Source organism: Sulfitobacter sp. L-8 (genome assembly GCF_056859255.1).
The window spans coordinates 46,416-68,807 of sequence record NZ_JBSXOD010000035.1 but is presented as its reverse complement, the minus strand read 5'-3'; the positions used below and the strand labels follow the sequence as shown (position 1 = coordinate 68,807).

The 22,392-nt window shown below is 57.7% G+C and carries 23 protein-coding genes; 8 read left to right on the top strand and 15 right to left on the bottom strand.

Annotation, left to right across the window (positions count from 1 at the left end):
* Window positions 1-55 precede the first annotated feature (55 nt).
* From AC13DE_RS03890 to fabD, 11 genes are all read right to left on the bottom strand, one after another.
* On the bottom strand, window positions 56-1,210 hold the full coding sequence (locus AC13DE_RS03890) for a phage major capsid protein (RefSeq protein WP_483047151.1): 1,155 nt from the start codon (window positions 1,208-1,210) through the stop codon (window positions 56-58).
* A 25-nt stretch (window positions 1,211-1,235) separates the two neighbouring features.
* Window positions 1,236-1,850, bottom strand: a complete 615-nt coding sequence (locus AC13DE_RS03885; protein ID WP_483047107.1) for an HK97 family phage prohead protease — start codon at window positions 1,848-1,850, stop codon at window positions 1,236-1,238.
* 25 nt (window positions 1,851-1,875) lie between these two features.
* Window positions 1,876-2,100 (bottom strand): GTA head formation protein, RCAP_rcc01685 family, encoded by a 225-nt coding sequence (locus AC13DE_RS03880; RefSeq protein WP_005852894.1) that lies wholly within the window; start codon window positions 2,098-2,100, stop codon window positions 1,876-1,878.
* Window positions 2,093-3,271, bottom strand: a complete 1,179-nt coding sequence (locus tag AC13DE_RS03875) for a phage portal protein (RefSeq protein ID WP_483047106.1) — start codon at window positions 3,269-3,271, stop codon at window positions 2,093-2,095. Before AC13DE_RS03875 ends, AC13DE_RS03880 begins: the two co-directional genes overlap by 8 nt.
* Window positions 3,272-3,424: 153 nt before the next feature.
* A complete protein-coding gene (locus AC13DE_RS03870; protein ID WP_483047150.1) occupies window positions 3,425-4,795 on the bottom strand; it encodes a DNA-packaging protein in 1,371 nt (456 codons plus the stop codon).
* Window positions 4,796-5,261: 466 nt separating this feature from the next.
* The gene (mltG, locus tag AC13DE_RS03865; RefSeq protein ID WP_446313043.1) at window positions 5,262-6,446 is read right to left on the bottom strand and encodes an endolytic transglycosylase MltG; all 1,185 of its coding nucleotides are present in this window, start codon (window positions 6,444-6,446) and stop codon (window positions 5,262-5,264) included.
* Complete coding sequence (gene fabF, locus AC13DE_RS03860) at window positions 6,446-7,705, bottom strand: beta-ketoacyl-ACP synthase II (protein ID WP_446313042.1); 1,260 nt, start codon at window positions 7,703-7,705, stop codon at window positions 6,446-6,448. Before fabF ends, mltG begins: the two co-directional genes overlap by 1 nt.
* 87 nt (window positions 7,706-7,792) lie before the next feature.
* Complete coding sequence (locus AC13DE_RS03855) at window positions 7,793-8,326, bottom strand: GNAT family N-acetyltransferase (RefSeq protein WP_446296030.1); 534 nt, start codon at window positions 8,324-8,326, stop codon at window positions 7,793-7,795.
* 178 nt (window positions 8,327-8,504) lie between these two features.
* Window positions 8,505-8,738 (bottom strand): acyl carrier protein, encoded by a 234-nt coding sequence (locus AC13DE_RS03850; protein WP_093914756.1) that lies wholly within the window; start codon window positions 8,736-8,738, stop codon window positions 8,505-8,507.
* A gap of 202 nt (window positions 8,739-8,940) precedes the next feature.
* Window positions 8,941-9,678, bottom strand: coding sequence for a 3-oxoacyl-[acyl-carrier-protein] reductase (fabG, locus tag AC13DE_RS03845; RefSeq protein ID WP_483047105.1), 738 nt, complete (start codon window positions 9,676-9,678; stop codon window positions 8,941-8,943).
* A 25-nt stretch (window positions 9,679-9,703) separates the two neighbouring features.
* Window positions 9,704-10,636 carry an ACP S-malonyltransferase gene (fabD, locus tag AC13DE_RS03840; protein WP_446296032.1) on the bottom strand — a complete coding sequence of 311 codons (933 nt, stop codon included), beginning with the start codon at window positions 10,634-10,636 and terminating at the stop codon, window positions 9,704-9,706.
* Between the two features lie 144 nt (window positions 10,637-10,780).
* On the opposite strand from fabD, the gene AC13DE_RS03835 reads away from it, so the two are divergent.
* Window positions 10,781-11,998 (top strand): cytochrome b/b6 domain-containing protein, encoded by a 1,218-nt coding sequence (locus tag AC13DE_RS03835; RefSeq protein ID WP_483047104.1) that lies wholly within the window; start codon window positions 10,781-10,783, stop codon window positions 11,996-11,998.
* Between the two features lie 225 nt (window positions 11,999-12,223).
* On the opposite strand, the gene AC13DE_RS03830 is transcribed toward AC13DE_RS03835, so the two are convergent.
* Window positions 12,224-12,799 (bottom strand): YceI family protein, encoded by a 576-nt coding sequence (locus tag AC13DE_RS03830; protein ID WP_446313038.1) that lies wholly within the window; start codon window positions 12,797-12,799, stop codon window positions 12,224-12,226.
* Between the two features lie 134 nt (window positions 12,800-12,933).
* Window positions 12,934-13,428, bottom strand: a complete 495-nt coding sequence (locus AC13DE_RS03825) for a hypothetical protein (RefSeq protein ID WP_483047103.1) — start codon at window positions 13,426-13,428, stop codon at window positions 12,934-12,936.
* A 282-nt stretch (window positions 13,429-13,710) separates the two neighbouring features.
* On the opposite strand from AC13DE_RS03825, the gene rpsF reads away from it, so the two are divergent.
* From rpsF to AC13DE_RS03805, 4 genes are all read left to right on the top strand, one after another.
* Complete coding sequence (gene rpsF, locus AC13DE_RS03820) at window positions 13,711-14,073, top strand: 30S ribosomal protein S6 (protein WP_005852867.1); 363 nt, start codon at window positions 13,711-13,713, stop codon at window positions 14,071-14,073.
* Between the two features lie 29 nt (window positions 14,074-14,102).
* A complete protein-coding gene (rpsR, locus tag AC13DE_RS03815; protein ID WP_005852865.1) occupies window positions 14,103-14,330 on the top strand; it encodes a 30S ribosomal protein S18 in 228 nt (75 codons plus the stop codon).
* 11 nt (window positions 14,331-14,341) lie between these two features.
* Window positions 14,342-14,965 (top strand): 50S ribosomal protein L9, encoded by a 624-nt coding sequence (rplI, locus tag AC13DE_RS03810; RefSeq protein WP_483047102.1) that lies wholly within the window; start codon window positions 14,342-14,344, stop codon window positions 14,963-14,965.
* Between the two features lie 346 nt (window positions 14,966-15,311).
* Entirely contained in the window at window positions 15,312-15,803 is a 492-nt protein-coding gene (locus AC13DE_RS03805) for a transglycosylase SLT domain-containing protein (RefSeq protein WP_446296705.1), read from the top strand.
* Window positions 15,804-15,827: 24 nt separating this feature from the next.
* Here the strand turns inward: AC13DE_RS03805 and AC13DE_RS03800 are convergent, their stop codons facing one another.
* Complete coding sequence (locus AC13DE_RS03800) at window positions 15,828-16,535, bottom strand: FkbM family methyltransferase (protein ID WP_446313035.1); 708 nt, start codon at window positions 16,533-16,535, stop codon at window positions 15,828-15,830.
* A 130-nt stretch (window positions 16,536-16,665) separates the two neighbouring features.
* The gene (gene tig, locus AC13DE_RS03795) at window positions 16,666-17,997 is read right to left on the bottom strand and encodes a trigger factor (protein ID WP_446296707.1); all 1,332 of its coding nucleotides are present in this window, start codon (window positions 17,995-17,997) and stop codon (window positions 16,666-16,668) included.
* Window positions 17,998-18,914: 917 nt separating this feature from the next.
* Here tig and AC13DE_RS03790 point away from each other — a divergent pair.
* From AC13DE_RS03790 to AC13DE_RS03780, 3 genes are all read left to right on the top strand, one after another.
* Window positions 18,915-19,301: a DUF302 domain-containing protein gene (locus AC13DE_RS03790; protein ID WP_446298283.1), complete on the top strand. Its 387-nt coding sequence runs from the start codon at window positions 18,915-18,917 to the stop codon at window positions 19,299-19,301.
* Between the two features lie 35 nt (window positions 19,302-19,336).
* Entirely contained in the window at window positions 19,337-20,800 is a 1,464-nt protein-coding gene (locus AC13DE_RS03785; RefSeq protein ID WP_483047101.1) for a multicopper oxidase domain-containing protein, read from the top strand.
* A 345-nt stretch (window positions 20,801-21,145) separates the two neighbouring features.
* Window positions 21,146-22,387 carry a flavin-containing monooxygenase gene (locus AC13DE_RS03780; protein ID WP_483047100.1) on the top strand — a complete coding sequence of 414 codons (1,242 nt, stop codon included), beginning with the start codon at window positions 21,146-21,148 and terminating at the stop codon, window positions 22,385-22,387.
* Window positions 22,388-22,392: the final 5 nt, after the last annotated feature.

Here is a 22,392-nt window from a genome sequence, read left to right as displayed (position 1 = left end):
TTGGCACGCGTCCGAGCCGGGGCCAGGTTGCCCTGACCCCGTGTTCGACCTCGCTTTAAGCGGTGCCGAATTTCAAAAGCTTAATCGCGGCAAAGTCACTCACGTCGCCCCCGACGCGCTTGGTCGCGTAGAAAAGCACGTGAGGTTTGGCGCTGAAGGGATCGCGCAGGATCCGCAAGTCGGGCCGCTCTGCTACGGTGTAACCGGCGGCAAAATCCCCGAAGGCGACCGAGAATGAATCCGCCGCCACATCGGGCATGTCCTCGGCCACCAGCACCGGATAGCCCATCAGCCGCGCGGGCTGGCCCTGCGTCATCCCGTCAGACCACAAAAACCGCCCGTCCAGATCCTTGAGCTTGCGCACGATCCCCGCGGTCTTCGAACTCATCACAAAACTCGCCTGCGCGCGGTACTGCGCCCCAAGCGCATAGACCAGATCAACCACCGCATCCGCCGTGATCTCGCCTGCGACACCGGTGGGCACATAGCCCAGATTGCCCCACTCCCAGATCACATTGTCGACCGTAGCATGGGCCAGAAACCCCTTGGGCTTGTCGATCCCGTCCCCGTGGATAAAGGCCGCTGCTTCGGCCCGCGAGAATTTGTCGGCGATCCGCCCGGCCAGCCACGCTTCGATGTCAAAGGCACTGTCATCCAGCAACCGCTGCGAGGCTTTGGGCAGCGCGCTCAGCTCGTGCAGCGGGATGGTAATCCGGTCGATCTGCGGCGTATCGGTCTCTGACACGGCCCCCGTTTCTGTCGCCCAACCGGCCCCGACATCCGCATGATCCACCAGCACGTCGTAAGAGGTCGCCTCGACCTGCACCACCGATGCAATCGCCCGGATAGAGGCCGTGGCATTCAACACCGACTTCACCCGATCCGAGGTCTGCGGGTCCACCAGATAGCCACCATCCGAATTTACCGCAGCCGACAGCGCCTTGCTCTCCAGCTCAAGCCCGCGCAGGCCATCATCGTCACCGTTGCGGATATAGGCGTTCATCGCTTTTTGATGGGGTGCACCACCGTCCACAGCCCCAGCCAAAGGCGTGCGCGCGGGCAAAGTCATCTTTCGATCCAACATAGTCATTCGCTCTTCTGTTTGTTGCAACTTGGTCGTCATATCGTCCTGAAATCCTTTGAAATCATGAACAAAATCACCGACAGCGCGGCGTATCTCCACTACCGCGCCACTTGGCTCATCGCCCATGTCATCCACCATCCGCTCCATCCGATCAGCCTCCGTTCCGGTTTAAATTCTGCCGTGCCTCGTCAAAGACACCGGCCACCCCGAGCAAGATTTCTCCGACGCCGATGAAATCCCCCTTGGCCGCAATCCGCGCAGTGGGGAGCATGGGAAAGGTCACCAGCGACACCTCCCACAGGTCCAGCGTTTGCAGCACCCGTTGGCCCGCGTCATTCTTGGCCGCCCGCTGCGTGCGATAGCCAATGCTCAGACCGTCGATCGCTCCTGCCTCGATCAAGGCCGCCGCCTCGCGTCCCCGCGCCACACTGTCCAGCAACCGCCCCTTGACCCAAAGCCCCCGCGCGTCCTCGCGCATCTCGTCCCACACGCCGATGGGCTGTGCCGGATCATGCTGCCACAGCATCTTGATGCGCCGCCCCGCGGCCTGCGCCGCCGCCAGTGACGCGCCATAAGCCCCCCGTGCCACCAGATCACCACCCTGATCGACCCGCCCGAACAGGCTGGCGTAGCCGCTGATTTCGGTACCGCCCTCCACCACAAGCCCCGCGTCGAAATGTGCGAACTTATGCTCCAACCCGCCGCCCATGTGGGGCAAACCTCTCCCGTTCTCCGACCCGAGGCCGAAGCGCATGCCATCTTCCATGACACCCTCCCTTGCGTTCAATTTGCTACGGCGCGACCACCAGAAACGACTGTACCGCCTGCGCCAAAATCACCGCGACCACACCATAGACGGTCAACCACAACCGCCGCTCCAGCCGCTCCATCATCTCTTCCAGCCGGTCGAGCCGCTGCAAAAGGTTCTCGTGGTGGATCGCGCTCACCCTCTCATGCGCCTGCAACCGCAACCCCGGCGCACATTCAAACCGGTCATATCCCATCTCCTCAACCATCCGCCGCCACCGCTGGCAGCCCCAACAAAGACCGCTTTTCCGCCTGCGTCAGGAAATCCGCCCCTGCCACCCGCGCCCATTGCGCGTCACGCTCCTGCGCCAGGGCGGGCACCTGATCCAGATCGGGCTTCAACGTCACCGCCTCATGCGTGAACCCCGCCAGCCACGCACCAAGCGCCGCCGCAACCCGCGTGGCTAAAGGCAGGACCGTCAGCCGGTAGAACGCCCGATGCGCCTCCTGATAATTGGCATAGGTCGCATCCCCCGCGATCCCCAGCAGCATCGGCGGAACCCCGAAGGCCAGCGCGATCTCTCGCGCCGCCGCCTCCTTGGTCTGGTGAAATTCCATATCCGACGGCGAAAACCCCATCGGTTTCCAATCAAGCCCGCCTTCCAGCAGCATCGGGCGCCCGGCGTTACGGGCACCTTGATGATGGCTCTCCATTTCGGTCACAAGACGGTCATATTGATCGTCGCTCAGCTTGCCCTGCCCCTCCGCACCGCGATACACAATCGCCCCCGATGGCCGAGCGGCATTGTCCAGCAACGCCTTGCTCCAGCGCGACGCTGACGTGTGCACATCCATTGCCATTGCCGCCGCTTGCATCGGACTAAATCCATAATGGTCGTCCTGCGGGTGAAAATTCTTGATATGACAGACCGGCACCTCGGCCCTGCTGACATCGAACCGGTGCTTGCGTCCGCCCACGGCATATTCATAGGCAACCGGCCACCCGTCGGCCCCTGGTACCACCGACATGCGATCGGATCGCAACACATGCAGTTCAAAAGGCAACTGACCATCTCCGCCCGCGGCCTCGATATAACCGTTGCCGGTCAACAACATCTGCGCATATAGCGCCTCCAGCAACTCGGCGCGCCCCTGCGCCCCGTTGGGACGCTCGACCAAACTCAATACAGGGTGCGTTTCAAAACGTTGCGTGGCATCCTGCAGAACCAACGGCAATGCCGCCGCCGCTTCCGCAATCAGCTTCACCGACCTGAACCCCACCGGATTTCCGCAAAATCCCGTGCGCGTCAGGCTGGCCACATCGCGCGGGCTCCAGGCTACGCGCCCGCTGGTATGATACGCCACAACCGGTCCAGTGGCCGAAACCTTCTGCTCAGGCACATCAGCAACCGCTCCCCGTTTTAAAAAATCAAAAACCATTCCGCCGCTCTCCCCTGCTCCTTGGCCACCCGATCATAATTTCACCAACCTCTTAAGAACCTCGGACCGTACCGGTCGCCCGTTCCGCAACACAGTTTTCATTTTGCCGCACAAACTCTCCCCGAAGGGCCGCTCTGCCTCGTGCGCCGCGGGTCAAAGCCTACGCACCCCCGGCATCCGCCACTGAGCTGCCGGTTCGATCATCAACTCGTGCAGCGCCCAGACCAGCGCATCGACGCGGTCAGGCGACCCAGTCCCCTCAAATCCTCGCGCTGTCATCCTGCACATCTGGTCCTCCAGCGCGTCCAGTCCCGGCACATGGCCCACACGCCCCTGCTCATAAAGCGCGGCCACAGGCTCCGCTCGCGCAACCTTGCCACGGCTGGCGTGGACCGATTTGACCGGCACCAACGGGTCGACCTGGCGCAGAACCTCTACGACCATCTGCCCACCTTGGTTAACCTCGGCGACCAACCGGTCTGCGCCGTACTGCTCCATCGCGCTGATCGCTGCGCGTGCCCACCCCGACGGAGTCGCCCCCTGCACCGTACAGTCTGCCAGCACGACGGCGCGCCAATCCTGCGGCGGGCCTTGCGTCTGCGCGCCCACCACCACGATCCCGCATTCATCCGACCCCGCGCCGGCGGTGGTGGCAGGGTCCAGCCCCACGACGATCCGGTCCAGCAAGGGCACATCCCGCACCCGCCCCGCCTCGATCCGCTCGGATGTCCACAGCGCCCCCTCGGCATCGGCCAGCAGCACACCATCCAGCTCCTGCCGCCCCAGCCGCGTCCCGCGATACCGTGCGCGTACTTCCTCCAAAAATGACCCCGCCAGATTTGCAGCGTTCGCCTCGGTCGGGGCATGGGTGGTCACGGTCGACGGTGACGCCAGCAGCTTTTTCAGCACGCCGACATTGCGCGGTGTCGTAGTCACGCACACCCGCGGATCATCCCCCAACCGCAAGGCGAACTGCAATTGGTCCCACGTCTCTTCGGCCTTCTTCCACTTGGCCAGTTCGCCCACCCAGGCGGCATCAAACTGCGGCCCGCGCAGCCCTTCGGGGTCGTGCGCTGTGTGCACCGTCGCCACCGCCCCGTTTGGCCAGACCAACCGCTTGCGCGTCGCCTCCCAATCCGGTCGCCGATCCGCAGGCGAGCACGCCAATATCCCGCTGTCGCCAAAGATCATCACCTCGCGCACCTGCTCGATGGTCTCTCCCACCAACGCCACACGGCGACAGCGCCCCGCATCCAAGGGCCGCGCCCCTTCGACCTGCGCGCGCACCCATTCCGCGCCCGCGCGCGTCTTGCCCGCCCCGCGACCGCCCATAGTCACCCATGATCGCCAATCGCCTTTTGGCGGCAGTTGATGCGGCATGGCCCAGAACTCGAACAAAAAAGGGAGAGCCATAAGCTCTCCCTCGTCCAACTCACTTAAGAACCGGTCTTGCACCGCAACATCGGCGGAGCCGATCCAGTTTGCACCCAATGTCAGCCCGCGCCCGGTCAAGGTCGAGCGCATATCCGCCCCGAGCAATGCCCGCTTGTCTGTTTCTACAGTCACTTAGATAGGTCTCCACTTTTACGCAGGTCGCCACCATGCCGCTGGCTTTACCCAGTGCTTTCGACGCCGCAGTTTCGTTTATGTCCTCCCCGGATCTGGCCTGTTCTCTCAGGCTCTCGATTTCACGACGCAGGTCGCGGATTGCAATCTGAAGCGCTTTGAAATGCTCTTCGCTGGTCGCAATCTCCTGTTCCGGAGTAATCATTGTCATTGTTGCTCTGACCTCTCGTTTGGTAATTCCAAACCGAGCGCAAACGAAAAACGGCCACCGGAATTTAATCCGGGGCCGTTTGCCCATCTCGTCTAGCATGCCTATAGTTGTACGCTGGAACGTACGCAAAGTCAAGAATTATTGGGTTAACTAAACCTTACAACCCCTTACGATACTTAATAAATGATTAAGAAACAGGGGTGCAGACGCGCCTCAGTTTCCCCCGGTCGAAGCATTGCCCGCAGCTTCCGCGCCACGCTCGGCTTCTATCTTGCGCCAGCGCGCGACGTTGGCATTATGCTGTTCCAACGTTACGGCGAATGCATGGCCACCGGTGCCGTCTGCAACGAAAAAGACGAAGTCCTCTTTCGCCGGTTGCGCAGCCGCCATCAGGCTGGCACGTCCTGGGTTGGCAATTGGCGCGGGTGGCAGCCCGGGAATGACATAGGTGTTAAAGGGTGTCTCACCGCGTAATTCACTCCGCCTAAGCCCACGCCCCAGCACCCCTTGGCCCTTGGTGATGCCATAGATAACCGTGGGGTCCGTTTGCAGGCGCATTCCCTGGTTCAGGCGGTTCACGAAAACACTTGCCACCTGTTCGCGTTCTTCCGGAACACCGGTTTCTTTTTCTATGATCGACGCGAGGATCAACAGTTCCTCTGGCGATTCCACAGGCAATCCGGGGTCGCGAGCGTCCCATGCCGCTGCCAACCGCTTTTCCTGCGACGCTATCATCAACGAAATCACTTCATTGCGGTCCTCGCCCTCGGTGACCTCATAGCTGTCTGGGGCAAGTATACCCTCGGCCGGTACCTCAGCTACAGTCCCGGTCAGCATATCGATGGCTTTCAGCCCTTCAACGACCTGCCAACTTGTCACACCTTCCGCCATGGCAATACGAAAACGCGTATCGGCCTGCGCTTTGGTTCTGGTATAAACTTCAGGCACTTCGTCGACGCCAGGCGTGAATTCGGCACGCTCTTCAAACCGGTTGGTCGCCGGATCCAGTTCGCGTACTTGGGTGCTGATGCGGTTTACGCCGATCCGGTAAACAACCTCGGTGCCACAGGTGCTGGCCCCTCCGCGTGTTACGGTATCCACGATTTCCTGCATAGACGCATCGGGGGGGATCAGAAAGCTGCCGGCCTTGAGCGCACGGGTTTTGTTTTGATATTCGGCACCGATGCGAAAAATCGAAGCAGAGGTAACTGCGTCTTGAGCAACGAGGTTATCCCCGACGGTGCGCATATTCGACCCGCGTTCCACCTGTAGACAAATCGCTTGGGTAAGCGGACCAGGGGCACTGTATTGCCCGCGGCCCCACATGATCACGCCACCCAGCAAGAACAATGCCACGATCAGAAATGTAACCGCGTTAGACGCTATGTGGCGCCACATTAGGAAGCTTTCCCAAATATCACGCTGGCATTGGTGCCGCCGAAACCAAACGAATTGCTCAGCGCCACCTCAATCTTGCGTTCCACCTTCTTGTTGGGGGCAAGATCGATCTTGGTCTCAACCGCGGGGTTATCCAGGTTGATCGTAGGGGGCGCGACCTGATCACGGATCGCCAATATCGAAAAGATCGCCTCGATGGCTCCGGCCGCTCCTAGCAAGTGCCCCGTCGCCGATTTCGTCGAAGACATGGTCACCCCGTCGACGGCATCACCAAGCATCCGCTCCACAGCGGCCAGTTCGATCACATCTGCCATGGTCGAGGTACCGTGCGCGTTGATGTAATCGATATCTTTCGGTTCAAGCCCGGCGCCACGCAACGCGCTGCGCATGGATCTTTCGGCCCCGTCGCCATCTTCGGCAGGGGCCGTGATGTGATAGGCATCGCCCGACAGACCATAGCCCAGTACTTCGGCATAGATCTTGGCGCCGCGTGCCTTGGCGTGTTCATACTCTTCCAAAACAACAATACCGGCCCCCTCGCCCATCACGAAGCCATCACGGTCTGCGTCATAGGGGCGGCTGGCCTTCTTCGGATCATCGCCGCGCTTGGTGGACAAAGCCTTGCAGGCGTTGAAACCGGCTATGCCGATCTCGCAAATCGCGGCCTCGGCACCGCCGGCAATCATCACATCCGCATCGCCATGCATGATCAGGCGGCTTGCATCGCCGATCGCATGTGCACCGGTCGAACACGCCGTGACAACCGAATGGTTTGGCCCGCGAAACCCATAGCGAATCGATACCTGGCCTGAAATCAGGTTGATCAGCGCACCAGGGACAAAGAACGGGCTGACCCGGCGCGGTCCTTTTTCGTGCATCATCACTGCGGTATTCGCGATCGAATTCAATCCACCGATACCCGATCCGATCAGAACGCCGGTGCGGTCCAGATCTTCGCGATCCGTCGGCATCCACCCCGAATCCTCGACCGCCTGCTGGGCCGCGGCCATACCGAAGAGAATGAACGTATCAACCTTACGTTGTTCTTTGGGCTCCATATACTTGTTGGCGTCGAACGTGCCGTCGGTACCGTCGCCAAGCGGAACCTCGCACGCGTACTGCGTCACCAATCTGCTTGCATCAAATCCCGTGATGGGGCCTGCGCCCGACTGCCCATCCAGAATTCTGGACCAGCTTGCCTCGACTCCATCAGCCAACGGAGTCACCAATCCCAAACCTGTCACAACTACTCTGCGCATATCCAAGCCCCTTGGTGTTTCTTTGCGTTGACCGGCTATACCTTGTTGAGACCGTGAATTTCAAGTCGCGAAGCGCCCTGACGTGGATCAGATGGGCGGCCCCTTGCGCGCCATCAAACAAACCCTGCCACCGTCGGAATCAACTTCGCGCATCGGCTTGTAACCAAGATTCGCGGCCAAGCGCAGTGACGCCTCGTTTTGCACCGAAATCATGCAAACTGTTCGTCCTGTGACCACTCTGTCAAACCAATCATGCGCGGCGCTCGCGGCCTCGAAACCCAAACCTTTTCCCTGCGCCTCCAAAGTCAGGGCCCAACCAGCTTCGGGGAATGGATCGAAATCATCACCAAACCCGCGCGAACCGAAGAAAAAGCCCGTCTGGCCATCCATCTCGCGGGTGCCCCGTGGCTGTATCGCCCACTGCCCAAAGCCAACAATTTGCCAGTGGCCAGCATTTTGCAGGAAAGCTTCCCAAGATTGCGCCTTCCGCTTGGGTGCGGCGGCCTCATGGCAAACCACTTCAGGCATTGCCCAGATCTCGGCGTATCTGGAAAAATCTTCAGATCGCATCCCCCTAAGCGTCAGCCTGGCGGTGTTGATGGTTGGTACAGCTCGTGACATCGGGTGAATTACCTTCACGCTTGAATTTCTGCCTGGCCCATTGTCGCCTACCCGCGCGGGTTGAGACAAGTACGAACGATACGCAGAATAAAAAAACGGCGTGCTTTCGCTAAGAAAGCACGCCGTTTAAGAATTAATGCGCCGATCAACCCCGAAAGGGGCTGGTCAGCCAAGCGTATTAGGACGCTTCTTTGATAAACTTGACTGCGTCGCCGAAGGTCTGAATGTTTTCAGCCGCATCATCGGGGATCTCGATGCCGAACTCTTCTTCGAACGCCATGACCAGTTCAACCGTGTCGAGGCTGTCTGCGCCCAGATCGTCGATGAACGAAGCGTTCTCAACAACTTTGTCTTCTTCAACACCCAAGTGTTCTACAACGATCTTCTTAACGCGTTCTGCGACGTCGCTCATATTCTGTCCTCATTCATTCGGGCTACAGCGCCCTCTTCTGTTTCCGTTCAAAACCGTTACCGGTCTGTCTGGATCGTGCCCCGAAGGGCGGCTATGGTCCTTGTTGTCACAAGGTAAGGGTAGCAATCAAGCCTCCCTGTCGTGGAATCTGCGCTTCCTTTAGCATAAGACACAAGTTTGGCAAACGCTTTGCGGCACAGGGTCACAACATGGCCATACCACCGTTCACATGCAAGGTTGTTCCTGTGACATAAGAAGCTTCTGCACTCGAAAGATATACGACCGCTGAAGCGATCTCGGCAGCATTGCCCATCCGGCCGGCAGGAATCTGCGCCATGATTCCCGATTTCTGATCGTCGGTCAACTTATCGGTCATCGCTGTGGTGATAAAACCCGGTGCAACAGCATTCACTGTGATCCCGCGGCTTGCAACTTCGTAAGCCAGGGATTTCGACATACCGATCATACCCGCCTTGGACGCGGCATAGTTGGCCTGCCCGGGGTTTCCAGTTGCCCCGACGACGCTTGAGATATTTACAATCCGGCCCCAACGCGCCTTCATCATCCCGCGCATCACACCTTTGCACAGCTTGAACGTCGCGGTAAGATTGACATCCATCACCGAATTCCATTCGTCATCCGACATGCGCATGAACAGGTTGTCACGTGTGATGCCGGCATTGTTGACCAGAATATCAACCGATCCCATTGCTTCGATCGCCTGTTTCGGTAGCGCCTCGACCGCCTCCATGTCGCTCAGGTTGCAGGCAAGCACATGCGCCCGCTCTCCCAGCTCCGCTTTAAGGCTCTCCAAGGGTTCTGTCCGGGTCCCAGACAATCCCACAGTCGCCCCTTGAGCGTGAAGAGCGCGCGCAATTTCGGCACCTATGCCGCCGGATGCACCGGTTATAAGCGCCATTTTACCTGTTAAATCAAACATTTGATGTTCCTTTTATCTCGAGGATTCAGGCTGGTTTCATCGCGGCGACATCCGCCGCAGTCCCGATGTTTACCGTGGCGAGGTTCTTGTCGATCCGTCGGATCATACCCGATAATGCCTTGCCTGCTCCGATTTCCCATATTTCAGTGACGCCCTGCCCCGACATCCATTCAATCGACGACATCCAACGTACTTGGCCAGTGACCTGTTTGATCAGCAACTCGCGGATCTCGGCCGGATCACTGACCGCCTTGGCGATGACGTTGGCAACGACAGGCACCGCCGGGGCCTGCATGTCGACCTCTGCCAGCGCGTTGGCCATTTCTTCAGCGGCCGGGGCCATAAGCGCGCAGTGGAACGGTGCCGACACCGGCAACAGCAAGGCGCGTTTCGCTCCGGCAGCCTTGGCCAGATCAATCGCGCGCTCAACGGCGGCCTTGCTGCCGGACACGACATTTTGCGCCGGGTCATTTTGGTTGGCGACCTGGCACACATCACCCTGACCAGCTTGCGCGGCAACTGTTTCGGCTTGCTCAAAGCTAAGCCCCAAAAGCGCGGCCATCGCACCCTGCCCCACCGGAACAGCCGACTGCATCGCGCGGCCACGTATGCGCAGCAACCGCGCGGTGTCAGCCAGCGAAAATGTACCCGCGGCACAAAGGGCCGCATATTCACCCAGCGAATGACCCGCGACATAGGCCGCGCGGTCCAGTGTGATTCCCTCGGACTTCATCGCGGCCATCGCAGCCATTGAGGTCGCCATAAGAGCAGGCTGCGCATTCTGTGTAAGGGTGAGCTCCTCGGTGTCTCCCTCCCAGATAAGCGTTGACAGCTTTTCGCCCAATGCCTCGTCCACCTCGTCAAAGACGGCCTTGGCTGCGGGATAGGCGTCTGCCAGGTCACGTCCCATACCGATGGTCTGCGCACCTTGGCCCGGATATACGAATGCGATGGTCATAAGGTCTCCCGATTTTTCGTTTCATGGGCTTTAACGTGTGGGTGCGGTGCAAACAAGCCTGCACGCAGGATGTGCGCGTATCGGCATTTGTGCCACCCGGTCTGTGCGCTAAGTATCAGGTGCAGCAATTTTCGGAGCCCCTTCATGTCTCTTCACAATACCGCAATTCGTTATGGTGCGGTTACCAAATTTTTTCACTGGTTCATTGCCCTGCTGATTATCACCCTGATCGTTCTTGGGCTTTATGCCGAAGACCTGCCTTTTGACACCCAGGCCGAACTTAGCGCAAAGGCATGGTATTTTTCGCTGCACAAAACCTTGGGCGTCACAGCGTTCCTTGCTGCTTTGGCCAGAATATCCTGGGCGTTTTTCCAACCTCGACCAGGCTCGTTGAACGCCGGTCACAGGTGGGAAAGCTGGCTTGCGGAAACCACGCACTGGGTGTTGTACGGATCATTGGTCATCGTACCGTTAGCAGGCTGGATCGCCCATGCCGCCGCATCGGGATTTGCCCCCATCTGGTGGCCGTTCGGCCAAGGTTTACCGTTCATACCTAAGAACCCCACAGTCGAACATATCTTTGCCACGGTGCACGAGGTCGCGGGCAATGTATTGATCGGCGCGGTGATCCTGCACTTTCTCGGAGCGATGAAGCACCATGTGATCGACCGTGACGCGACCTTGCGGCGCATGCTGCCCGGCACCCCGACGCTAGGCCCGCTGCCAGCTCAATATCACAGCGCCGCGCCCGCGTTGACAGCTACAGCCGCTTGGGCCGCTACCATTCTTCTAGGGCTGGCATTGGGATTTACCGGTGCGAAAGCCGATCAATCCACTTCGCTCGTTAGCTCTTCGGTGCCACTGAACACCGTCGCGTCTGAGTGGCAGGTACAAGAGGGGACGATCGGTCTTAAGGTCACTGCGTTCGGATCACCAGTCGAGGGAAGCTTTACCGACTGGACCTCGTCGATATCTTTCGACGATTCTGTGGAAACCGGTAAGGCGGGTGAGGTCCAGACCACCATTTCCATCGCCTCGCTGACGTTGGGGTCAGTCACCTCTCAGGCGTTGGGGGCAGATTTTTTCAACGCGGCGACGTTTCCAACCGCAACGTTTACCGCAGACATTATAGCAGGGTCAGACGGGTACACCGCCCAAGGTGCGCTGACGGTAAAAGACCTCACCGTGCCCGTGGTTTTGCCCTTCACCCTGGCGCTTCAGAAAAACACCGCGCAAGTGCATGGCACTCTATCATTGGATCGACGTGATTTTGGTATCGGTGAGACAGTTACAGATGCAGGCACCTTGGCGTATGAAGTACAGCTAAACATCGCGTTGACGGCTGCGCGCGAACCGGGCTGACGTGTTTTTGGCTCGTCCTCTGCCGCTAACCTATCCACCATTGCAAACATTGCGCAGCATCCGGCTTCCCCCTTTTCGCCCCGCGACGACCTTTCCAAAGGTCAAGCTGACGGTGTGCCGATCCATATCGGTCGGCTGAGGTACAAAAAACTCGCGGTGACCTCTCGCAAGGGAAACGCCGGGAAGATTTCCCGGCGTTTCTGCTTGCAAGGTGGTGATCGAGGTTTATTCCGCCTTCATCGCTTCAACAGAAATGTTTATCTTTACTTCGTCACCAATGAAGGGAGCAAACTTGCCCAGATTATAGTCCGTGCGGCTGACTGTAGTTGTCGCGTCGAACCCCGCCCAAGGCTTATTCGCCATCGGATGCTCGCCCATCTGGTTTAGCTTGGCATCGAGAACGACAGACTTGGTAACGCCGTTCAGCGTCAAATCGCCCGTGATCAATCCGGTTTTATCGCCCGTAACCTCGATCCCGGTCGATTTGAAAGTAACCATATCCCCTTCCTTGGCTCCAAAGAAATCCGGGCTCATAAAATGTTCGCTGCGCGGGTCCCAACCGGTGATCATGTCCATCACGGGAAATGAAACCGACACCGACGAATTCGCGGGTTCGGCTTCATCCAGCATGATTTCGCCATCGAAACCGCTGAACATTGAAGTGGTGGTCGAGAACCCGAGGTGATTGTAAGTGAAAACAATCTGGCTATGGCCCGGATCAAGAACGTATTTCTCGGCGGCAAAAGATGGGCTGGCCCCCAAGGCAAGGGCAGCGGCGAGTACGACAGGCTTAATATTCATGTAAAACTCCAGTTGGTATTAATCACTGCAACACCATGAAGCAAATCCCGTGCGCGGCAACCCAATAGCGTTCAACAGTTAGTGCGCGGGATTGAACACCGGGGCAGCAGGCGTGTTGAAGCGTCGCAACTGAATCAGACCGCTTGGCCGGAATCAAGCAAGCCAGATATCAGGACATCCATGACGCTTTGATGCCCGATGTACACGTCTGCGATGAAGTCACCCTTTTCATCCCAAAACATCAGCACCCGATCCTCTCGTTTGACCTTGCTCAGATCAGAGAACCGGCATTTTTGCAGCAACAGGTCTGCACCCAAGGGACCGGGACGCACCAGCCGCACTTCGCGTCGCACCGTGTCGATCTGGATTTCCGGTGCGGCGGGCTTCTGACCTGATAAAATCAGCCAAACTCCGACAAGCAATGAGATGGCGGAAAGCGCCATCTTCATGAGCATCACTTCATTGTTCCAGTTCGCACCGGGTGCCAACCACAGGCCGGAGGACGCCATCAACAACGACACACCTACCAACCGTTGCATCAACCGAAGTATCGATCGTGTACCGCTTACCGTACCACCTGTTGATAAACGGATCTGGCCGCTGGTCATAAAATCGGATGTTACCGTCATTTCCTTACCCTACAGATTGTGCACACCCTCCCTGGTACGTTCTGTGGTAGCGGGCAATTTTGACTTAAACGCGGCGGAGGCTTGTCAAAGGTCGGACAACGTCGAACCTATGACAGGCATCGATTTTTCAAAACACGGGTTGCCTATTGCTCAACTGTGGAAACCCTGTATATGAGCGGTTCGTTTTGCATCAATTCATGAACCGCGCAGTCTCTCGTGGTGGGGCCGCAAAACGTTCTTGCCCTACCTATGAAATGCGCCTTGATAGAAATAGGAGTGCACATGCCGCTTTATGAGCATGTTATGATTGCGCGTCAGGATTTGTCCAACACGCAAGCAGAAGGCCTTATCGAACATTTCGGCACAGTTTTGGCTGACAACGACGGCAAGCTCGTCGACAGCGAATACTGGGGCGTCAAAACGATGGCCTACAAGATCAACAAAAACCGCAAGGGCCACTATGCCTTCCTGCGTTCGGACGCACCTGCGACCGCCGTTCAGGAAATGGAACGCCTGATGCGTTTGCATGATGACGTGATGCGCGTTCTGACCATCAAAGTTGATGAGCACAAAGAGCTGCCGTCGGTTCAGATGCAGAAACGTGACGAACGTCCCGAGCGTGGCGAACGCCGCGAACGTCGTTGATCATCAGCTTGACAGAAAGGACATAAACCATGGCTGCAAAACCATTTTTCCGCCGTCGTAAAGTCTGCCCCTTCTCGGGCGACAACGCACCGGCGATCGATTACAAAGACACACGTCTGCTGCAACGCTACATCTCTGAGCGCGGCAAGATCGTTCCATCCCGTATCACAGCAGTTTCTGCGAAAAAGCAGCGTGAATTGGCCCGTGCCATCAAACGCGCCCGCTTCCTCGCCTTGCTGCCCTACGCCGTCAAGTAAGGAGAAAGCACATGCAAGTTATCCTTCTGGAACGTGTGGCCAAGCTTGGCCAAATGGGCGAAGTCGTGGACGTAAAACCCGGCTACGCACGCAACTTCCTGCTGCCCCAAGGCAAAGCGCTGTCGGCTTCCAAAGCCAACATCGAAGCCTTTGAAGGTCAGAAAGCTCAGCTTGAGGCACAAAACCTCGAGACCAAAAAAGAAGCCGAAGCAATGGCGGACAAGCTGAACGGTCAGCAGTTCATCATCATTCGCTCCGCTTCTGATTCGGGTGCTCTTTACGGGTCGGTTACGACACGTGACGCGGCCGAAGCTGCAACAGCCGAAGGCTTCACAGTCGACCGTAAGCAGGTCGTACTGGGTAGCCCGATCAAAGATCTGGGCCTGCATAACGTTAACGTCATCCTGCACCCCGAAGTCGAAGCGACAATTCAGCTGAACGTTGCGCGTTCCCCTGAAGAGGCCGAGCTTCAGGCTGCTGGCAAATCCATCCAGGAACTGGCCGCAGAAGAAGAAGCTGCTGCCGAGTTCGAGATCTCTGAATTGTTTGACGATATCGGCTCTGCCGCGTCCGATGACGACGACGACGATCGGTCCGAGGCTGCAGGCGCGCAAGACGACGACGCCAAAGCCTGATCGACCAACTCAAGATCAAAGCGCCGCTCCAAATCATTTGGGGCGGCGTTTTTCTTTTTCGCGACGGGGTGCGTATCTCGCCACTTCCAAACGTAAACCTGACCTTTCGACCCGCCGATTTTCGGCCCAGACATTGGCAAGAATCGCTTTCCAGCGTCAAAAGCGAGTTTGTCGCTATAAAATTTCATCATTTGTCTACGAAAACATGGACGTCGGAATCCGACCGTTTGCGATTCTACGCTCATTCTCAGTGGCGCTAAGCGGCAGCATGCCCACCCTTTACCAACAATATTGTCCTGCGTCGTTCACTGTGTAGGGTCCTGGAAGCCAACAAAACGAGCTTCATATGAAAGTCTTTACCCGACGTATTATGTGTCAGATGCTGGTGAGCACCCCGACCCTTGCCGCCTGTGCAAGCGCCTCTGACCTTCCGCAGCAAGCATTTGTTGCTGCCCCAAGGATACCTTTGCACCCCAACGAAACCCCCGAACTGCGCCGCCTGATCAACAAATGGGCAGACTTCTACGATGTGCCGCGACCTTTGGTGCACCGGCTCGCAATTCGGGAAAGCACTCACAACCCGCATGCCCGCAACGGGCCCTATTACGGGTTGCTGCAAATCCTTCCTGCCACCGCTCGCGGTATGGGGTTCAGAGGCGATACGGGCGATTTGCTGGACCCGGATATCAACCTTAAATACGGTGTCAAATATCTGCGTGGCGCGTGGCTGCTGGCGGAAGGTGATCATGCCACAGCGATAAAATGGTACGCACGCGGTTATTACTACGAAGCCAAGCGCAGAGGCATGCTGGTCGAAACCGGATTGCGTAAAGGGTGACGCCGAATTGGTCAGGTAGCCATTCTATATCCAGTCAAGGTTGACCTGACGCACGGGGTATTTTTTGGAAAATGCCTCGCGCAACGCACGAAACCGTGGCCGAAGCTCTGCGAATTTGCGCTCGTGAGTTTCAACCACCAGACAGCGGATATCCTTGATCAAGTCGGCGGCATCCATCGCCTCGAGCAAATCAAGTTCGGCCCCTTCAATATCCATTTTCACAAATGCAATTTCACCGCGGTTTTCAATTTCGTCACTCAGTATTGCCAAGAAATCCAGTAACTTTACGTCTACATAATTTTCCGCAGCAATCATACGGCCACCATCAACGATGGTGCTTTTGACCGATGCACTCTTTTTATCGTCATCGAAGTTGGAAGCTCTCATCAGGCGCACGGTACCAGAGCTTGCGCCGACGGCAGCATTGACAAGCTGCACATTCTGCCTGTCCCCCAATGCGGCGTTCAATTGGGCAAAGGCATAGGGATCAGGTTCATAGCTGATTACGTCAGCACCCGTCTCGGCCAACAGCGACGACACTACCCCCACGTTGGCCCCACAATCCAGCGCCAGGTCGCCGGGCTTCAACATGGCCGTGACACCCTTCAGGAATCCCATGGCTTCGGCGTGGCGCAAATTGCGCTTCGCCCGCCGGCGAGCCTTCCGTTCGTCTTCGGTCAAGGGTTGTTGTTTACGGGCCGCGCGGCGCGCTTGCTTGTCTGGTTTGTCCATTCGGGTCGAAACCTCACTGCCAGCCTATAATTATTATGCAGTCTGTTTAGACCAGATAACCGTGCCCAGCACCAACGAAAAAGGCCGCCCGATGACGGGCGGCCCAAGCTACAGAACTGAACGTTACCGCTTATTCGTCTTCGAGCGACTCAACAGCTTTTTGAAGGTCTTCTTTAGACACTTCTTTCTCGGTCAACGTTGCTTGATCGAATACGTGGTCAACAACCTTGTCTTCGAACAGTGGCGCACGCATCTGCTGCTGCATCTGCTGGTTTTGCTGAACGAATTCAAAGAACTGACGTTCCTGGCCAGGGTATTGACGCGCCTGGTTCATGATTGCCTGGGTCATCTCGGCGTCGGTCACCTGAACCTCGGCTTTCTGGCCCAATTCAGCCAACAACAGGCCCAGACGCACACGGCGTTCGGCCAAAGTCTTGTGCTCGTCTGTGGTTTCGATCTCGGGGTGATCGTGGCCTTGTACGTCCGGATTTTCTTCATGCCATAGCTGGTGCGCGATCTGGCCGGCTTCGGCTTCGACCAATGATGGGGGAAGATCAAAGCTGACCAGCTTGTCCAGCTCGTCCAGCAGGCCACGCTTCATGACAGCGCGCGCAGCACCGGCGTATTCGGCCTCAAGGCGTTCGGATATCTGGGTTTTCAGCGCGGCCAGATCTTCGGCACCGAACTTCTTTGCCAGTTCGTCGTCGATCTTGGCGGGAACAGGCTTCTTCACTTCTTTGACTTTACACTCAAAAGTGGCTTCTTTGCCAGCGAGATGAGGTGCCTGGTAATCTTCTGGGAAGGAAACCGTTACGTCTTTTTCATCACCTGCAACAACACCGACCAGCTGCTCTTCGAAGCCAGGGATGAAGGAGTTGGAGCCCAGCACCAGCGGATAATCCTCTGCCGCGCCGCCTTCAAAGGCTTCGCCGTCTACCTTACCGAGGAAATCGAATACAATCTGGTCGCCATCTTTGGCCTTCGTACCGGCCTTGCGAGGTTCGAAATCCTGCGCGGTTTCGGCAAGGTTGGCCAGCGCTTCTTCCACTGCGGCGTCATCTGCTTTGACAACCAGCTTTTCCAACTTGATCGACGACAGGTCGATTTCAGGAATCTCAGGCAACGCTTCATAGGTCATCGTGACCTCAATATCGTCGCCTTCTTTCCAGTCTTCATTCGCCATTTTCACATCTGGCTGCATCGCGGGGCGATCGCCGGTTTTTTCAAAATGTTCCTGCATGGCACCATCGATGCTTTCCTGCATCGCTTCGCCCATGATTTTCTGACCGAACTGCTTTTTCATAAGCGCCAGAGGTACTTTACCTTTGCGGAACCCCTTCATTTCGACTTCAGGCTGCGCTTCGGTCAGCTTTTCGTTGACCTTGGCGTCCAGCTCAGCTGCTGTCACAGTGATGGCATAGCCGCGTTTAAGGCCGTCGTTCAGCGTCTCGTTGACCTGCATGTTTGCTCCATAGGGTAAGGCCGCGCAATGGGTGGCGCGGGCGGAAAAATTTCCGCTCTTCTATTGGGGCCTGCGCTCGGGCGCAAGCGGATTTGGCTTTGAGGCACGGAAAACCCCGCCCGTCCATGCGCTGATTTGCCCACCCAAGACTGTTGCGTTCATTTAAGCCCGCACCCCAAAGTTAAGCATGCGGCTGCCCTTTGTTAAGCGGTTGGAAAGCGCTACGCCACAATTCAACCGATTCCTGACCCCCGAAAATCATTGTGCCGGACCCGGACCGACAGGGTGTGTGCTGCATGCGATCTTATATCGCATCGAACTGTCACCCGCCCTGATAGGGTTGACTATCACAGCTGACCACGATCGCCATCCGATCAGGCCAGGTCAAGATCACGCTTGCATTCTCAAACAGCCCTAAAGCATGTTAATGCTACCTCAGGGTGGTCCACAAGGCAGCCGCCTGTTGGTTCGCGTGCCCATTTGGCGACCGCTTTGCAGCGTGATCAAGCATGCTCCATTTTTTGGCGTTTCGCTTACGCCGCAACGGCAGGGATCACTTGGGCGAAGTTCCATAGGCCCGTTTGGGCAGTTAGGCGATCAATGGCCACAGAACAATCGACATCTCGACGGGCTCACTTCTGGGCGAATTGGCGCTGTTGCCGGTGGCCGGTTAATTGCATTTGCAACCCTGTGGCGCTGGCTTTCGGGGTTGGGGCCCTCCCGCGCCCGCCGCAGTGGGGGAACACACGGCAGGACTACGGGTTGACCCATCAGTCTCAGCAATCATCAACAAGAGGAGTATCACATGATGGGATATGGAATGGGCGGCATATGGATGCTGTTGGTCATCGTATTGGTCGTGTTGGCGATCTTGGCGCTGATCAAATATCTATCGAAGTAATGAAAAGGACACTGGCATGACCTATACCTACAATCGCACTTTGACCGGCGTGGATATCGACGCGGCAGATACCCGCATCCGCGCCGCGCTAAAAGACAACGGCTTTGGTATCCTGACCGAGATCGACGTCAAGGCCACCATGAAAAAGAAGATCGATGTCGAAATGCAGCCTTATCGTATCCTTGGGGCCTGCAACCCCAAGATGGCGTACAAGGCGATCGGGATCGAGCCGCGAGTGGGAGCGATGTTGCCCTGCAATGTAATCCTTCGCGCCGTCGACGGCGGCACCGAAATTAGTGCGATTGATCCGGTGGCATCCATGCAGGCGATAGACAACGACGAACTGCACAGCGTGGCCGGTGAAGTCCGCGACATGATGCGAACCGCCGTGGATGCGGCATAAAAACCGCAATGCGCGGAACGGAAAGGGGTTTATCAATGCCACTGACACGACGTGATTTGATCAAGCGCGCGGGCGCAGCTGGACTTGTCGCCGGCTGGCCCGGGCTCTCACTGGCGCAATCTGGCGGTGGTATTTTGCGGATGCCGCCGCTGGTTGACGCGACCACGTCGCGGGCCTTTGATCTGCTGGCGCGGACTGGCGAAACAAACTTCCTTGGCCAAAGCGCCACGTCAACCTGGGGCTTCAATAATCAGACGTTTCTGGGACCAACCTTGCGGCTTGCCCATAACAGCCTGACAAAAGCGTCAGTTCGCAATGGCGTAAGCGAGCCATTTTCCCTTCATTGGCACGGGCTTGAGATCCCCGGACAGGCTGACGGAGGCCCACACCAGCCCATCGCGACGGGCGCGACATGGGCGGTTGATCTGAACATCGACCAGCCGCCCGCGACGGTTTGGTATCATTCGCATACCCACCTGCGCACAGCCGATCACGTTCAAAAGGGTCTGGCCGGGGTCATACAGCTTACCGACGGGCGTGACGATGAACGCGGCTTACCTTCGGATTATGGCACGGATGACCTGACGCTCGTAATACAGGACCGCCGGTTTGATCGAAGCGGGCGCGCGGTGTACGACCCCGGCATGCATGACAGAATGATGGGTTTTACCGGGGACGTCATCTTGGTCAACGGTCAATTCGGGGCGCAGGCTGTCGTCCCGAAGGGTATCGTGCGGCTGCGCCTATTGAACGGGTCCAATGCCCGTATCTACAATCTGGCCTCTCGGGCCGGTCGTACATTGCACCTGGTGGCAACGGACACTGGGTTCCTGAATCGCCCCATCGCCATTGACAGCCTACAACTGGCACCCGGCGAACGTGCAGAAGTGCTGTTGGATTTCTCGGACGGCACAAGCGACATGCTGGTCAGCAGCTCAATTGCCAATGGCGGTATGATGGGCGGCGGCATGATGGGTGGCGGCATGATGGGCGGCTCTGGCGGCAGCTTCGACATTCTGCCCATCTCGGTTGATCCGTCGCGCCGCGCCCGGATTGATCGTATTCCCGAAGGTATTGGCGGTACGATGCCCGATCTGGATATTCGGGGCGCTTCTCGGCGCGATATAGCGCTTCAATCCGGTATGGGCGGCATGTTTCGGCGCCGTCGCAACCAACATTCCATCAATGGCAATTCATTCGAGATGGATAGGCTGAACTTCAGCGTGCAACGCGGTGCCACCGAAATCTGGGCGATCGATGGCCAGAATATGGCCCACCCCTTTCACGTTCACGGCGTTAGATTTCAGGTGCTGAGCGAAAATGACGGTCCAGTATCAAGCCGCAACAGCGGCTGGAAGGATACCGTTCTGGTAAACAGACGTGCGGAAATTGCCATTCGGTTCGATCAACCGGCACCGGCTTCCACCCCGTTTATGTTCCACTGCCACATCCTCGAACACGAGGATGGCGGAATGATGGGGCAATTCAGCGTAGTTTGACCCCATGTGCTGCCGGGACGGGCCGTTTGTTACGGTCTGTCCCCTGCGGCAATCTAACCACCTGTCCGCAGCGACTGCCCACGTCGCCCAAAAAGCGCACCGGTGCCAGCAGTCTTCAACCAGCGGGGAAAGTGCGCGAACGCCCAAGTCAAACCGCTCGAATATGAATAAAGCCTGAACCTTTTGCCGAGAAGCAGATGCCAGGCGGACATGTGCAATTCTTGTCATTCGGCCAATTAGCTTGAGCGCAACCAATGATTAACAAATTGGTATTTTGGCTGCCTGATTGCCTTGCTTAAGGTGACCCAAGCGTGCCGTCGGGGCTGCTCTGAGCAAAGGATCAACATGCTACCTGAAAAGACGGATACCGTAATTGTCGGCGGCGGTCAGGCCGGGCTGGCGATGAGTGAGCATTTAAGTAAATATGGCATTCCCCATGTGATCCTTGAACGACACCGGATCGCTGAGCGGTGGCGGACCGAGCGATGGGATTCACTGGTGGCAAATGGGCCAGCGTGGCACGACCGCTTTCCCAGCATGGAATTTCCCGATACCGCGCCCGACGATTTTGCAACAAAACACAGTGTCACATCGTATTTTGAAGCCTATGCCAAGCAAATCGCTGCGCCCGTTCATTGCGGTGTCGAGGTGCTCAACGCGACGCGTAACGCGCATGGAACTGGTTTCGTGGTGGACACTTCACAAGGAACGATTGAGGCACGCAATATCGTCGCCGCGACCGGGCCTTTTCAGACCCCGGTCGTTCCGTCGGTTTTGCCTGACCTTCCCGGCATCACCCAGATGCATTCCACCGCTTATCGCAGCCCGGATCAACTGGCCCGAGGTGCGGTGATGGTCGTTGGTGCGGGCTCGTCGGGTACCCAGATCGCGGATGAGCTTCGGCGTTCGGGCCGCGAGGTCTATCTGTCTGTCGGCCCTCATGATCGTCCGCCGCGCAGTTACCGGGGCCGCGATTTCTGCTGGTGGCTGGGCGTGCTGGGTAAATGGCAGGCGAAAACGCCTCCCGCTGGCAAAGAGCACGTCACGATTGCAGTCAGCGGTGCGCGCGGCGGTGAAACGGTCGACTTCCGCAGGATGGCCGCAACCGGGATCACGCTGGTCGGGCGTACGCAGAGATACAGTGATGGTCACCTGCACTTCGGCCCGGATCTTGCCAAAAACATTGCGGAGGGCGATGCCAATTATCTCTCTGTTCTTCGCGAAGCCGATGACTACATCGCGCGTAATGGCCTTGATTTCCCGCCGGAGCCAGAGGCCCATATCATCCCCCCCGACCCTGCCTGTATCAGCGATCCTGTCTTGTCAGTCGATATCGCAAAAGCGGGGATCACAACGGTCATCTGGGCAACGGGGTTTGTGCAGGATTTCAGCTGGCTAAAGGTCGATGCCTTTGCCCCGGACGGGAAACCGTTGCATGACCGCGGGGTCACGGACATACCCGGCGTGTACTTTCTGGGGCTGCCGTGGCTGTCGATGCGGGGATCGGCGTTTATCTGGGGCGTCTGGGTCGATGCGCAGTATCTGGCCGAACATATCGCTGCGTCACCCGCTTTGAAGGCAGGATAGCTTGC